This is a genomic window from Pseudomonas sp. H26/SER47-MNA-CIBAN-0231 (assembly GCF_040310465.1).
Lineage (GTDB): Bacteria > Pseudomonadota > Gammaproteobacteria > Pseudomonadales > Pseudomonadaceae > Aquipseudomonas > Aquipseudomonas atacamensis.
In genome coordinates, this window is record NZ_JBEOPW010000001.1 from 249027 (window position 1) to 263403 (window position 14377).

Genomic DNA, 14377 nt, shown 5'->3' on the forward strand with positions numbered 1-14377 from the left:
AACAGATCCGCGCAGCAGGAGGACTCGCATGCGCCACACTGAGGGTTACTCACGTCGCCGCTTGCTCACGCTGGCTGCCCAGGCTGCGGCGCTGCTCACCATTGATCGGGCGTTGGCCGGCAGCGTAGCGCCGACCGCCACTGCGCCGCCCACGGCAGGAGACCAGACCATGCAGACCCGCGCCATCCCTTCCAGCTCCGAGGCACTGCCCATGGTCGGGTTGGGCACCTATCGCGGTTTCGACGTCGCGCCTGGCGATCCGGTTTACCGGCAATTGCCCGCCGTCCTCGAAGCGCTGTTCAGGAAGGGCGGCACGCTGATCGACAGCTCACCCATGTACGGCCGCGCCGAGCAAACCACCGGTGAACTGCTGTCGATCCACGAACCGCGCTCGCCGGCGTTTCTCGCTACCAAGGTGTGGACGCGCGGGCGCAAGGAGGGCATCACGCAGATGGAGCAGTCGTTCAGACTGCTGCAAACCGAGCGCATCGACCTGATGCAGATTCACAACCTGCTCGACTGGCAAACCCACTTGCCGACGCTGCGCGAATGGCAGGAGCAGGGGCGGATTCGCTACATCGGCATCACCCATTACACCTCGTCGGCCTATGACGATGTCGAGGCCGTGCTGAAAGCCGAGAAGCTTGATTTTCTGCAAATCAACTACGCTCTGGATGATCGTGCGGTCGAGAAACGCATCCTGCCGCTGTGCCGCGAGCGTGGGGTCGCGGTGATTTGTAATCGGCCGTTTGGCGGCGGCGATTTGCTCGCCCGGCTCAAAGGCAAGCCGCTGCCGGCGTGGGTCTCGGATGTACAGGTCAACAGTTGGCCGCAACTGGCACTGAAATTTCTCTTGGCGCACCCGGCGGTGACCTGTGTGATTCCCGGGACCAGCAATCCGCGCTACATGGCTGACAACGCAGGAGCCGGTTTTGGGCCGATGCTGACCGATGCGCAGCGGCATCAGTTGATTGCGTTGCTGGGCTGAGCCGGGTCAACTGCGATAGCGCAACGCCTCCAGCAACAACGCAAACGCCGGCGCTGCCTGGCGTCGGCTCGGGTAGTACAGGTGATAACCGGAAAATGTCGGGCACCAGTCTCCCAGCACCTGGACCAGGCGGCCGTCGGCGAGAAACGGCGCGACGACGTTTTCCGGGATGTAGCTCAGCCCGAAACCGTCCAGTGCGGCGTCGAGCAATGGGTACACGCCATTCAGGGTGACCTGCCCGGCAACGCGCACTTTCAGGCTTTCACCGTCCTTTTCGAACTCCCACGAATACAGTCCGCCATTGGTTGGCAGGCGCAGGTTGTTACAGGCGTGGTCGGTCAGGTCGCGCGGGGTTTGCGGCGCAGGGCGCCGGGCGAAATAGGCGGGGGAGCCGACCACCGCCATGCGCATGTCCGGACCGATACGGGTGGCGATCATGCCTTGGGCGACGTCCTCGCCCAGGCGCACACCGGCATCGAAGCCCTGGCCGGCGATGTCGACGAAACCATAGTCACAGCAAACCTCGACGGACACATCCGGGTATTGCGGCAGGAAATCCTGCAACACCGGACGCAGGATCCAGTTCAGCGAATGGTCGGTGGCGCTGATGCGGATCTTGCCCGCCGGGGTTTCACGCAGGTTGCTCAGGGCGGCCAGTTCCACCTCGATCTCCTCGAAGCGCGGGCCGATGGTTTGCAGCAAGTGTTCGCCGGCCTCGGTCGGCGACACGCTGCGCGTGGTGCGGGTCAGCAGGCGCAGGCCGAGTCGCGCCTCGAGGCTGCGAATGGTGTGGCTGAGCGCCGATTGCGACACGCCGAGTTTGGCCGCAGCCTTGGTGAAACTGCGTTCACGGGCGACGGCGAGAAAGGCGAGCAGGTCGGTGGCGTTTTCCCGAAGCATTGATGACTGTCCTGCATAAGTTTTTTCGGATTCTAGTCGATTATCCAAAGAGTGCGGATCGCTACAGTGGTTGCATCATTTATTGGAGGAAATGCCATGAACCCGATTGCTGCTTCCGCACTGACGCTCTCGCTGCTGGCTGGTGAGGTGCAAGCCACCGAAAATCCGCGTGTCACGGTCAGACCGAATGGCTCGCAACCTTCGGCCAAAGGCCCGGCTGACTGGTTTACCGGCACGGTGCGGGTGGATGCGCCGTTCAAAGGCACCGATGAGGCGCGGGTCAGTGGTGCGACCGTAACGTTCGAGCCGGGCGCGCGCACTGCATGGCATACCCATCCGCTGGGGCAGACATTGATCGTTACCTCGGGGGCAGGCTTCGTGCAGGAGTGGGGGCAGCCAGTGCGGGAAATCCGGCCGGGCGATACCGTGTGGATTGCTCCGGGCGCCAAGCATTGGCACGGGGCAACGCCGACGACGGCGATGAGTCACATCGCGATTGCCGAAGTGCTGGATGGCAAGGTGGTGGACTGGATGGAGCAGGTCGGTGATGAGCAATATCCGAAGACCGAGTGAAACCGTTCCCCTCACCCCAGCCCTCTCCCGAGGGAGAGGGAGCCGATTGGGGGATGCTCGAGACGTTCGGCATTCTGCAAACGTGGTGGTGAATCCACTCGACCCCTAGCACCCCATGCAGGTGCGCTAACAGCATGCGACTCACCCCAAGCGTCTCCCGGGGGAGTGGGAGCCGACCGAGGTGTCTTGCGATGTGCATCGACCTGAACTTGCCGTTGCGATTATGGATACACAGAAAGACTTTCACGTCGCTGCACATCCTGAATATACCCGGATCGGTCCCCTCTCCCTTTGGGAGAGGGCTAGGCGGGCGGCGTTCCGATGAGGGGCTTTTCGCTTCAGATCATCTCCGGCAACGAATCAAGAATCTTGTCCAGCGTAATCGGATACTCCCGCACCCTCGCGCCGGTGGCGTTGTAGATTGCATTCGCCACCGCCGCACTCACGCCGCAAATCCCCAATTCACCCACGCCTTTGGCCTTCATCGGCGACGAAATCGGGTCGGTTTCTTCGAGGAAGATCACTTCCTGATGCGGTATGTCGGCGTGCACCGGCACTTCGTATCCGGCGAGGTCATGGTTGACGAAAAAGCCCAGACGCTTATCCACCGCCAGTTCTTCCATCAACGCCGCGCCGACGCCCATGGTCATCGCGCCGATGACCTGACTGCGCGCCGACGTCGGGTTGAGAATTCGCCCCGCAGCGCACACCGCCAACATGCGCCGTACGCGAACTTCGCCAGTGGCGGCATCGACGGCGACTTCGACGAAGTGCGCGCCGAAGGTCGATTGCTGATATTTCTCGGCCAGATCACCGAACTCGATGCTGTCCTCGCCGACCAGCGCGCCGCCTTCAGCCGCGTTGCGCAGCGGCAGGCTCTTGCTGCCGACCCGCACCTGTCCATCGGCGAACTCCGCCTGATCCGCCGCCAGCCCGAGCTTGGCCGCCACCGCTTCGCGCAATTTCACGCACGCAGCGTAGACCCCGGCGGTCGAGCAGTTGCCGCCGAACTGGCCACCGGAACCGGCCGAGACCGGGAAGTCCGAATCGCCCAGACGCACCACCACATCATTGAGACCAACGCCCATCATCTCGGCAGCGGTCTGCGCGATGATCGTGTAGCTGCCGGTGCCGATATCGGTCATGTCCGTTTCTACAACGACCTTGCCGTCACGCTCCAGGCGCACGCGGGCGCCGGATTTGACCAGCAGGTTGTTGCGAAACGCCGCCGCCACGCCCATGCCGATCAGCCACCGGCCTTCACGACGGGTGCCCGGTTGCGCCTTACGCTGATCCCAGCCGAATTTCTCGGCGCCGATCTGCAGGCATTTGACCAGTTGGCGTTGGGAGAACGGCCGCTCGGTTTTCACCGGGTCGACTTGAGTGTCGTTAGCGATGCGGAACAGCACCGGGTCCATCTTCAGCTGTTCGGCCATTTCGTCCATGGCGATTTCCAGCACCATCAGCCCCGGCGCTTCACCCGGTGCGCGCATGGCATTGCCTTCGGGCAGGTCGAGCGGGGCGAGGCGCATGCTGACGCGGCGGTTTTCTGCGGCGTAGAGCAACTGGCTCGGTTGCGCGGCCAGTTCGACCTTGCCGTCAGCGAGGTTGCCTGACCAGCCTTCATGGGCGATGGCGGTCAGCTTGCCGTCCGCCGTTGCGCCCATGCGGATGCGCTGAATCGTAGCCGGGCGATGGGTGGTGTTATTGGCCATTTGCGGGCGGGCGAGGGCGACTTTCACCGGCCGCCCCGCCATGCGCGCGCCGAGAGCGGCGAGAATCACGTCGGCGCGGATGAATAGTTTGCCGCCGAAACCACCGCCGATGTACGGCGAGACCAATCGGACTTTTTCCTTCGGCAGGCCGAGGGTTTTCGCAATGTCACCGACACTCCAGGCGACCATCTGGTTCGACGTCCACACGGTCAGCTGATCGCCTTTCCACGCGGCCAGTGTGGCGTGCGGTTCCATCATCGCGTGGGACTGGTCTGGCGTGGTGTAGGTTTGATCGAACTGCACCGGCGCGGCGGTGAAGGCCTTGTCGAAGTCGCCGTGATTGACGTCCGGCAGCTCGTCTTTCGGCTCGACGCCGAGGTCTTTGACGCTGGCCAGATCGAACTTGCCTTCGCTGGTCTCGTAATCGACCCTGACCAGTTGCGCGGCGGCGCGGGCCTGTTCGAAGGTTTCGGCAACCACCAGCGCAACGGCTTGCTGGTAATGCTGCACTTCGGGACCGGCGAGCAGATGCGCGGCGTTGTAATCACCTTTGTCGAGCTTGCCGGCGTTCTCGGCAGTGACGATCGCCAGCACGCCGGGCGCGGCTTTGGCTTCGTCGAGATGAATGGCTTTGATCCGGCCTTTGGCGATTGCCGAATCGACCATGAAACCGTAGGCCTGATTGGCTGCCGCTTCATGTTGTTCGTAGGCGTAAGTGGCCTGGCCGCTGGTTTTCAACGGGCCTTCGATGCGCTCGGTGGGCTGGCCGACGACCTTCAGGCGGTCGATGGGATTGGTGGTGGCGGGCGTGTCGAATTTCATGCGGTTTCCCTCGCTTGCGCCAACACCGAAGCCAGCGTGCGCTCGACCAGTGTCAGTTTGAATTGGTTGTCATCGGTGGGTGTCGCGCCCTCAAGCAGGCGTTCGCTGACTGCTTTGGCGCCCTTGGGCAACAGCGCTTCAGCGGCTTCGACCCGCCACGGTTTCGGCGCAACGCCGCCGACGGCCACGCGGCCGGTGCCGTCCTTTTGCAGGATCAGACCGACTGAAACAAGGGCAAACGCGTAAGACGAGCGATCGCGGACCTTGTGATAAATGTGCGTGCCGCCGACCGGTGCCGGCAGGGTCACGGCGGTAATGAATTCACCGGGCGTGAGACTGGTTTCGATGTGCGGCGTATTGCCCGGCAATTGGTGGAAATCCGCCATGGGAATGCTGCGCGTGCTGCCGTCAGGCTTGACCGTTTCGATCTGCGCATCGAGTGCGCGCATGGCGATGGCCATGTCGCTCGGGTGGGTGGCGATGCAAGCGTCGCTGACGCCGATGATTCCGAGTTGCCGAGTCACGCCACCGATCGCCGCGCAGCCACTGCCGGGGTTGCGTTTGTTGCAGGCCTGGTGGGTGTCGTAAAAGTACGGGCAGCGGGTGCGTTGCAGCAGGTTGCCGGCGGTGGTCGCCATGTTGCGCAGCTGCCCGGAAGCCCCGGCGAGCAAGGCGCGGGAGAGCAGGGCGTAGTCCTTGCGCACGCGCGCGTCGGCGGCCAGATCGGTGTTGCGCACCAGCGCGCCGACGCGCAGTCCGCCCTCGGGGGTGGCTTCGATCTGGTCGAGGCCGAGGTGGTTGATGTCGATCAGGTGCACCGGGGTTTCGATATCGAGTTTCATCAGGTCGAGCAGGTTGGTGCCGCCGGCGATGAACTTGGCGCCCTCGACTTGCGCAGCCTGGGAAGCGGCTGCGGCAGGCGAGTCGGCGCGGCTGTAATTGAAGGCTCTCATGCCGGCACCTCCGCGACTTCAGTGATGGCTTCGATGATGTTCGAGTAAGCCCCACAGCGGCAGATATTGCCGCTCATGCGCTCCTGCAGTTCGGCGGCAATCAGTTTCGGCGGCTCGGTCAGGCTCGGGCTGACGTGGCTGGGAATGCCGTCGCGGATTTCTTTGAGTACAGCGACCGCCGAGCAGATCTGCCCAGGGGTGCAATAGCCGCACTGGTAACCGTCGTGCTTGATGAAGGCGGCCTGCATCGGGTGCAGCTTGTCCGGCATGCCGAGGCCTTCGATGGTGGTCACCTCACTGCCGTCGTGCATCACCGCCAGGGTCAGGCAGGAGTTGATCCGCCGACCGTCGGCGATCACCGTGCAGGCGCCGCACTGGCCGTGATCGCAGCCTTTCTTGGTGCCGGTCAGGTGCAGGTGTTCGCGCAGGGCGTCGAGCAGGGTAGTGCGGGTGTCTACTTCGAGGGTTTGCGGTTTACCGTTGACTTGCAGGGTAACTTTACTCATGGCCGGTTGCTCCAGACTGGCCGCGTAGGCCTTGAGGCTGATAAAGGGGGGCATGGCGAACGCCGTCGCGGTTACGGCGCCGAGGATCATGAAATTGCGTCGGGAAATCGGCATGGTTCGATTCCTTTTCTCTCATCGGGCGGCAGGATTGCAAAAGGCCCAAACGGGCGCGCCGGCATGCATGCCAGTCTCGTAAAAGGAGTGACCGCAGCGGGAGGGAAAAGGTTTTGTCGGATTTGCGCTAAAGAGTTATGTGCGCAGCTCATCAATAGACCCGTGGGAGCGAGCCTGCTCGCGAAAGCGTCGGGTCAGACCCAGCCGCTGCTGGATGTGCCGACCTCTTCGCGAGCAGGCTCGCTCCCACAGTGGAGCTGTGTTTTGCAGTTATGGCCCACCCACCACCATCGAGGTAAACGGTGCGACATACGCCTGCAACGTCACCAGCCCGCCGACCAGGATCGCCAGCACGATCGAGTGGAAGAACACGTAACGCAGGATCTCGCCCTCATGCCCGTACCAACGGGTCGCGGTGGAGGCGACGACGATCGACTGCGCATCGACCATTTTGCCCATCACCCCACCGGAACTGTTCGCTGCCGCCATCAGCACCGGGCTGATACCCAGCTGTTCCGAGGTCACCCGTTGCAATCCGCCAAACAGCACGTTTGACGCGGTATCGGAACCAGTCAGCGCCACCCCCAGCCAGCCGAGCAGCGTGCCAAACATCGGATAGAAAATCCCCGTCGCCGCGAACGCCAGGCCCATGGTCGCATCCAGCCCGGAATAGCGGGTGAGGAAGCCCAGCGCGAGCATCGCCGCAATCGTGATCAGCGAAAAACGCACCACCCACAGCGTGCGCAGGTATTGCTTGATCAATTGCGGGATCGAATACCCCATCAGCAGACCGCCGACAATCGCCGCCAGCAAAATCCCGCTGCCGGTCGCGGTCAGCCAGGTGAACTTGTAAATCGCTTCCTCGGCTTTCGGCGCCGCGACAACCGGCGGCACTTTTTCTATTTGCAGATGCAGACCGGTGAAGGTCACCGCCGGGGCGAAGATCGGATTGGCCTCGCGTACCGGTTTGCCTTGCGGGTCGAGCTTGGCCGACTGCGTGACCGGGTCGATCACCGGGCGCGTATCGAACATGTTCTTGAAACCCTGGGTGCCCCAGGCAAACACGAACACCGTGAGAATGATCCACGGCATCCACGCACGCATCACTGCCGGGCGCGCCTGATCGCTGAACGCGGCGCTGGCGGTGACTGTTTCTTCGTCGACCTTGGAGTTGTCGACGCGCCCGGACAGCGCCGCCGAGGTGTGGATGGTCGCCGGTTTCCACACCTTGAGGAACAGCGTCAGACACGCCATGGAAATCAGCGCAGCGATCACGTCCACCAGCATCGGCCCGTGGTAGTTCGACACGAGAAATTGCGGGATGGCGAAACTCACCCCGGCCACCAGAATCGCCGGCCACACCTCGAGCATCTTGCGCCACCCGGCAAACGCCCAGATCAACCAGAACGGCACCAGCACCGAGAAGAACGGCAGCTGTCGACCGACCATCATCGACAGCTCCATCTCGTCCAGCCCGGTGACTTTGGCCAGGGTGATGATCGGCGTGCCCAGCGCACCGAAAGCCACGGGCGCAGTGTTGGCGATCAGCGCCAGACCCGATGCGGCCAGTGGCGAAAAGCCCAGGCCGATCAGAATCGCCCCGGTCACCGCTACCGGCGTGCCAAAGCCTGCCGCACCTTCGAAGAACGCACCGAAACAGAAGGCGATCAGCAGCAATTGCAAACGTCGGTCATCGGTGATCCGCGCGAGGGAATCCTGCAGCACTTTGAACGAACCGTTTTCGGTGGTCAGGCGATGCAGAAAGATGATGTTGAGCACAATCCAGCCGATCGGCAGCAAGCCATTCGCCGCGCCGAACAACGCCGCCGAACCGGCCATGCCCGCCGGCATGTCGAAGGCGAAAATCGAGATCAGCAGGGCGGACGCCAGCGCCAACAGCGCCGCCAGATGCGCCTTGACGTGAAAGAACGCCAGCGCCGCGAGCATCACCACCACCGGCACTGCGGCCATCAGCGTGGAGAGTACCGGGTTGCCGAACGGGTCGTAGATTTGCTGCCAGACCATGATCCACCTCTGCTTATTGTTATTGAGGGCGCAGATCCATTGCATGGGGGTAGGTTGCAAGCAGTATAGGTGGCGTTACGCCGCTGTTCGGCTGCGACGAACGAGCCGACAAACGGTCGATAGTGGCCACTGAATCAACGCGCTTTTGCCCGGTCGTATCTGCGGCTGCGCGCACTGCGTCCCGAAGACGCGGGCAGCGTGGCGATTTCCGTCGTCAAGACCTTGGGTTTTAGGGAAGTGTTGAATGAAGCAAGCGACAACGATGCTGCTCACTGTGACCGCCGCCGTATTGCTGAGCGGCTGTATTGCGGATTTTGATGATGACCATCGCCATGGCCGGCACTACGACCGCGACCACGGCCGCTATTACGACCATGACCGGCGCTGGGACGACCGCGATGACGACCGCCGCGATGGCCGTCGTTATCACCGTGATCGCGATGATGACTGATTGAATGAAGAGGGCGTTCCCGTCAAAGGAACGCCCTCTGTGCATCAGTCTTCAGCTGAAAAAACGAGCGTTCGCCTGGACGCGGGATCGCGCAGGCACCGAGGCCTCGTGATCGAGCAAATGGGTGGCAAGTATGTCGCTCAGAAAACGGAACTGATCGTTGAGGCCGACCACTTCATTGCTGAAATGGTTGCTGGCGGCGGGCATCAGCAGATCGTCGAAATCCTTGTTGAACACCAGCGTCTGCGCCTTGCGCGGCACGACGTGCTGTTGGTAGTAGTTGCTGCCGAACACCGGGAAACTCACGGAGAGGGTGACTTGGGTGTGGATCATGGTGTGAACGCCTCGTTGTGTTTCGGATGAGTCAATCGTGCCTTTCGTGAGGGAGGGGCGGAAGGCAATCGTGGCGATGGTGGATATCGATGTCGGTGATGGTTGAGCATTTGCAGTGGGGCTGATGGCGCCTTCGCGAGCAGGCTCGCTCCCACATTTGAAATGTGTTGCGGCTGTGGGAGCGAGCCTGCTCGCGAAGAGGCCGGAACCTTCAGCATCGAAATCGACTGACCTGCCTATACTCAAACCTGCACCTCCCCAAGCCAAAGGACACCGCCACCGTGAACCCGCGCGCGCTGGTCGTTGCCGCACTGTTTCTGCTGGCCGGCTGCGCCACTTCGGCCCGGGCGCCAGTGAGTGCGCCGCAGGCGGTGGTGGTGTCGGCGCAAACCTGGCAGCAGATCGACCGCGAGATCCTCAGCGCATCGCAGCAGGCCACCGAGCAGGTCAAGCTGTTCGCCCGTGGCTCGATGGAACATTGGCGCACTCGGGTCTATCAGCAAACTGAAGAAAATTTCATCCCCTGGTTCAGCAGCTACTGGACCCAGGAATGGCTGTCGATGAAGGTCAGTTGGTACACGATCAGCGCCGGCGGTGAGCAGGATGCTTCGGCGAAACGGCTGGCGGCGTATCTGCTTGAGCAATATCAGGAAAAAGTCCTCGCGCCGGTCGCCGTGGAGATCGATCCGGATGCGATCCTGGCGCAGGCCACGGCGTTCTACGCGCAGTTGATGGCGCAGCAGATGCCGCTCATCGCCCAGCGTCACGGTGTGCCGATTGCGCAGCTCAACGGCCGCTTGCAGAAGATCCCGGCCATCGCCCTGGGCCCGCCGCCGGCGCGGGATGCCTCGCTGTTCAAAGTCATCAGCACCGAGCCGCTCAACACCCTCCCGGCGTACGCCGCACTGATCGACAAGATCCACACCGACGGGGGCGCCAAGGGCATTTCCTCCACCGACGCGGCGATGGCCCCGGTGGCCAAGCGCGCCAGCCAGCGCATCGAAGCCGAAATGGCGCCGCGCGGCGCCGCCAGTGCGGTGGCGGCAGCGGCGGGTAAACTCGCCGGGGCGATGATTTCGGTCGGCGTGGCCGGCATACGCGCAATCATCCAGGCCAACGACCGCCCCGACAGCGAAGCGCTGATCCGCAGTAGCCTCGGCAATACCTTCGACAAGGCCTGGCAGAAGCTGCTGCAGAATCCGACCACGGGGGTGATGGCCGGCACGTTGCACATGGCCGGGCAGGTCGAAGGTAATTTGGGCGTGAATGAACCAACGCCTATCGGTGTGAGCGCTGTGCCATAGCGCTTGTACCTGCGAAGTTTTGTTGGCGGCGGTCGCGCCCGGATCAGAGCGGATGCTAGTCTTGCGCAACGCTGTTGTCAGGGAGCCCACATGGGCAATCACAAGATCGAGATTCGCCGCAGTAACGTCGAGAAAATCCTGCTGGCGGCGGAAAAGGTTTTCGCCGAGAAAGGCTTCGGCAGCACCGCCATGGCGGACATCGCTGCCGAAGTGCAGTTGCCGCGTTCCAATCTGCATTACTACTTCAGCACCAAAAGCGAGCTGTACAGCGCAGTGCTGTTCGATTTATTGGAAGTGTGGAAGCAGGACGCGCTGTGCTTCGAGATGTTCGACGACCCGCGCGTGGTGCTGAGCAGTTACATCCGCGCCAAGATGAACCACTCGCGCAGCCGGCCCTATGGCTCGAAGGTCTGGGCCAACGAGATCATCCACGGCGCGCCGACCCTGGGCGAGGCGCTGGATGCGAGCCTGTATGACTGGGCGAAGATGAAGGAAGCGAAGATTCGTCAGTGGGTCGAGGACAAGCGGATTCTGCCGGTGGAGCCGTCGGGGTTGCTGTACATGATCTGGGCGTCGACGCAGCATTACGCGGACTTTGATCATCAGGTGAACATTCTCAATGATCACCAGCCGTTGTCGGATATGCAGTTCGAGCGGGCGGTGCAGACCGTGACAGGTGTGATTTTGCGCGGGATCGGGCTGGAGCCTTGAAGAGCACCATCAAGGGCTTACCCTCACCCCAGCCCTCTCCCAGAGGGAGAGGGGGCCGACCGAGGTGTATTGAGAGGTACATCGACCTGAAAGACCGTGTCGATTATGGATTTGATCGTTCCCACGCTCCGCGTGGGAATGCTTCCAGGGACGCTCCGCGTTCCAATGGGACGCAGAGCGTCCCGGGCTGCATTCCCACGCAGGAGCGTGGGAATGATCAATTAAACCGCGACGTGGTAGGGGTTGCGCGGATCATGATTCCAGTCCAGAAACGGCTTGCCCGTGTCCATCGGCACCATCTCGATGCAGTCGGCCACGGGGCAGGTGATCTGGCACAGGTTGCAGCCCACACATTCCTCATCGATCACTTCATATTTATGCGTACCGTCGGCCTGTTTCAGACTGCCGATCGCCTGGTGTGAGGTGTCTTCACAAGCGATGTGGCAACGTCCGCAACCAATGCACGCCTCCTGGTCGATCTTCGCGATCACCTGGTAGTTGATATCGAGGTACTTCCAATCCGTGGTGTTACCCACGGCGCGCCCGGAAAATTCGGCGATATTGGCGTAGCCCTGGCTGTCCATCCACCGCGACAGGCCATCCTTCATCTCTTCGACAATGCGGAAACCATGCAGCATCGCCGCCGTGCACACCTGCACCGCGCCGCTGCCGAGCGCCATGAACTCCGCAGCGTCGCGCCAGCTGCCGATGCCGCCAATGCCGCAGATCGGCAAGCCCTGGGTCTGCGGGTCACGGGCAATTTCCGCGACCATGTTCAGCGCAATCGGCTTGACCGCCGAACCGCAATAACCGCCGTGGGTGCTTTTGCTGCCGACGGTGGGCAGGGCGACCATGTGGTCCAGGTCGACGCTGGTGATCGAGTTGATCGTGTTGATCAGCGACACCGCATCGGCGCCACCACGATGCGCCGCCCGGGCAGCGACGCGGATGTCGGTGATGTTCGGGGTGAGTTTGACGATCACCGGCAGCGAGCAGTACGTCTTGCACCAGCGCGTCACCTGTTCGACATACTCCGGCACCTGGCCGACCGCTGCGCCCATGCCGCGTTCGGGCATGCCGTGGGGGCAACCGAAATTCAGCTCGATGCCGTCGGCGCCGGTGGCCTCGACCAGCGGCAGGATGTGTTTCCACGACTCCTCGACACACGGCACCATCAGCGACACGATCAGCGCGCGATCCGGCCAATCCTTCTTCACCTGGGTGATTTCGCGCAAGTTGATTTCCAGCGAGCGGTCGGTGATCAGTTCGATGTTGTTGATGCCCAGCACTTCGCGATTGGCACCGTAATGCGCCGAATAACGCGAGGAAACGTTGACCGCCGCCGGATCCTCACCCAGGGTTTTCCAGACCACGCCACCCCAGCCCGCTTCGAAGGCGCGGACCACGTTGTAGGCCTTGTCGGTGGGTGGCGCAGAGGCCAGCCAGAACGGGTTGGGCGCTTTGATACCGGCGAAGACTATCGAGAGATCGGCCATTTACGCAGCCTCCACGTTGAGCATCAGTTGAGCGTTGATCGCCTCGGCGGCGCGTTTGCCGTGCTGCACTGCTTGCACGGTGAGGTCCTGATCGAGGCTGGTGCAGTCGCCGCCGGCATACACGCCGGGGACGCTGGTGCGCAGGTGTTCATCGACCTCGATGCGTTCGCCCTGACGCTTGAGTTCGCGCGCCAACGGATCGCTGAGAGCGCTGTCATCGAAGCTCTGGCCGATGGCTTTGAAGATCGCATCGGCAGCCAGCTCGAAGGTTTCTCCGGTGGTTTGCAGACGGCCTTCAACCAGATCGGTGCGGGCGAAACGCATGCCGCGCACGCGGCCCTGATCATCGAGCAACACTTGCTCCGGCTGCGCCCAGGTCAGCAATCGCACCTGATTGGCTTTGGCGATGTCCTGCTCATGGTGGGTGGCGCCCATGTCTGCCGCACCACGGCGATACACCAGATTAACGTCGCGCGCGCCGAGGCGGGCCATTTGCACGGCCATGTCGATCGCGGTGTTGCCGGCGCCGAGAACGATGCAGCGTTCGGCCAAGGGCAGTTGCGTGAGGTCATCGGCCTGGCGCAGTTCGCGGATGTAGTCGGTGGCGGCGAGCAGGCCCGGCGCGTCTTCGTGGGCCAGACCGAGTTGCTTGCTGGCATTCAGGCCGAGGCCGAGGAATACCGCGTCAAACTGCTGATGCAGTTCGCTGAGGGTGAGGTTTGCACCGAGTTTCTGGCCGTGGCGGATTTCTATCCCGCCAATCTGCAGAAGGAAGTCCAGCTCCTTCTGCGCGTAGTCATCGACCAGTTTGTACTTGGCGATGCCGTACTCGTTGAGCCCGCCGGCCTTTTCCCGTGCTTCGAAAATCACCACATCATGCCCGTGCATCGCGCTGCGATGGGCGCAGGACAACCCGGCCGGCCCGGCGCCGACCACGGCGATACGTTTGCCCGTGGCCGGGGCGCGCTGGAACGGGTGTTCAGCGAAATGCGCATTGTCCACGGCGTAACGTTGCAGCAGACCAATCAGCACGGGCGCGCATTCCTGCGCGTTGTTGCGCACGCAGGCTTGCTGGCAGAGGATTTCCGTCGGACAGACCCGCGCGCAACTGCCGCCGAGGATGTTTGCCGAAAGGATCTTTTGCGCCGCGCCCTGTACGTTGTCCTGATGGATGTTGCGGATGAACGACGGGATATCGATTTCGCTGGGGCATGCGTTGACGCAAGGCGCGTCGTAGCAATACAGGCAGCGCGACGCCTCCAGGTGAGCTTGCCGGGCATTGAGCGGCGGCGCCAGATCAGTGAAATGGCCGGCGAGGGCGGCCGCGCTTTCGTGCGGGTGGGGAAGGTGGTTCAGGGTCTCGATCACGGTTTATGGCCTCATGGCTAATTGAGGTGCTGCCTCTGGTGGGCAGTGGTTGATCGTTCCCACGCTCTGCGTGGGAATGCCTCAAGGGACGCTCTGCGTTCCAATGGGACGCAGAGCG

At 62.6% G+C, this 14377-nt stretch carries 13 protein-coding genes; 5 read left to right on the plus strand and 8 right to left on the minus strand.

Annotated elements, in window-relative coordinates; all coding sequences use genetic code 11:
• The first annotated feature begins 28 nt into the window (after positions 1 to 28).
• Positions 29 to 988, plus strand: coding sequence for an aldo/keto reductase (locus tag AAEZ10_RS01170; RefSeq protein WP_177180892.1), 960 nt, complete (start codon positions 29 to 31; stop codon positions 986 to 988).
• A gap of 6 nt (positions 989 to 994) precedes the next feature.
• Here AAEZ10_RS01170 and AAEZ10_RS01175 read toward each other — a convergent pair whose 3' ends face one another.
• Positions 995 to 1888 carry a LysR family transcriptional regulator gene (locus AAEZ10_RS01175; protein ID WP_122703895.1) on the minus strand — a complete coding sequence of 298 codons (894 nt, stop codon included), beginning with the start codon at positions 1886 to 1888 and terminating at the stop codon, positions 995 to 997.
• Between the two features lie 96 nt (positions 1889 to 1984).
• Here AAEZ10_RS01175 and AAEZ10_RS01180 point away from each other — a divergent pair, with 96 nt between their 5' ends.
• Complete coding sequence (locus AAEZ10_RS01180; protein ID WP_350567108.1) at positions 1985 to 2461, plus strand: (R)-mandelonitrile lyase; 477 nt, start codon at positions 1985 to 1987, stop codon at positions 2459 to 2461.
• 338 nt (positions 2462 to 2799) lie between these two features.
• Here the strand turns inward: AAEZ10_RS01180 and paoC are convergent, their stop codons facing one another.
• From paoC to AAEZ10_RS01200, 4 genes are all read right to left on the minus strand, one after another.
• Complete coding sequence (paoC, locus tag AAEZ10_RS01185; protein WP_073471204.1) at positions 2800 to 4998, minus strand: aldehyde oxidoreductase molybdenum-binding subunit PaoC; 2199 nt, start codon at positions 4996 to 4998, stop codon at positions 2800 to 2802.
• The gene (locus tag AAEZ10_RS01190) at positions 4995 to 5951 is read right to left on the minus strand and encodes an FAD binding domain-containing protein (RefSeq protein ID WP_350567111.1); all 957 of its coding nucleotides are present in this window, start codon (positions 5949 to 5951) and stop codon (positions 4995 to 4997) included. The genes paoC and AAEZ10_RS01190 overlap by 4 nt, the downstream gene beginning before the upstream one ends.
• Positions 5948 to 6571, minus strand: coding sequence for an aldehyde dehydrogenase iron-sulfur subunit PaoA (paoA, locus tag AAEZ10_RS01195; protein ID WP_016775137.1), 624 nt, complete (start codon positions 6569 to 6571; stop codon positions 5948 to 5950). The genes AAEZ10_RS01190 and paoA overlap by 4 nt, the downstream gene beginning before the upstream one ends.
• A gap of 270 nt (positions 6572 to 6841) precedes the next feature.
• Positions 6842 to 8596: an L-lactate permease gene (locus AAEZ10_RS01200; protein ID WP_056789178.1), complete on the minus strand. Its 1755-nt coding sequence runs from the start codon at positions 8594 to 8596 to the stop codon at positions 6842 to 6844.
• A 244-nt stretch (positions 8597 to 8840) separates the two neighbouring features.
• Here AAEZ10_RS01200 and AAEZ10_RS01205 point away from each other — a divergent pair, with 244 nt between their 5' ends.
• Entirely contained in the window at positions 8841 to 9047 is a 207-nt protein-coding gene (locus AAEZ10_RS01205; protein WP_016775135.1) for a hypothetical protein, read from the plus strand.
• A 51-nt stretch (positions 9048 to 9098) separates the two neighbouring features.
• Here AAEZ10_RS01205 and AAEZ10_RS01210 read toward each other — a convergent pair whose 3' ends face one another.
• Positions 9099 to 9380: a hypothetical protein gene (locus AAEZ10_RS01210; protein ID WP_071172799.1), complete on the minus strand. Its 282-nt coding sequence runs from the start codon at positions 9378 to 9380 to the stop codon at positions 9099 to 9101.
• Between the two features lie 281 nt (positions 9381 to 9661).
• Here AAEZ10_RS01210 and AAEZ10_RS01215 point away from each other — a divergent pair, with 281 nt between their 5' ends.
• Complete coding sequence (locus AAEZ10_RS01215) at positions 9662 to 10684, plus strand: hypothetical protein (protein WP_350567116.1); 1023 nt, start codon at positions 9662 to 9664, stop codon at positions 10682 to 10684.
• A 90-nt stretch (positions 10685 to 10774) separates the two neighbouring features.
• A complete protein-coding gene (locus AAEZ10_RS01220) occupies positions 10775 to 11395 on the plus strand; it encodes a TetR/AcrR family transcriptional regulator (RefSeq protein WP_024013291.1) in 621 nt (206 codons plus the stop codon).
• Between the two features lie 221 nt (positions 11396 to 11616).
• Here the strand turns inward: AAEZ10_RS01220 and preA are convergent, their stop codons facing one another.
• Together preA and AAEZ10_RS01230 are read right to left on the minus strand one after the other, a co-directional pair.
• Positions 11617 to 12891 carry an NAD-dependent dihydropyrimidine dehydrogenase subunit PreA gene (gene preA, locus AAEZ10_RS01225; RefSeq protein WP_071172797.1) on the minus strand — a complete coding sequence of 425 codons (1275 nt, stop codon included), beginning with the start codon at positions 12889 to 12891 and terminating at the stop codon, positions 11617 to 11619.
• Positions 12892 to 14259 (minus strand): NAD(P)-dependent oxidoreductase, encoded by a 1368-nt coding sequence (locus tag AAEZ10_RS01230; protein ID WP_122612559.1) that lies wholly within the window; start codon positions 14257 to 14259, stop codon positions 12892 to 12894. It lies immediately after the preceding gene.
• Positions 14260 to 14377 lie beyond the last annotated feature (118 nt).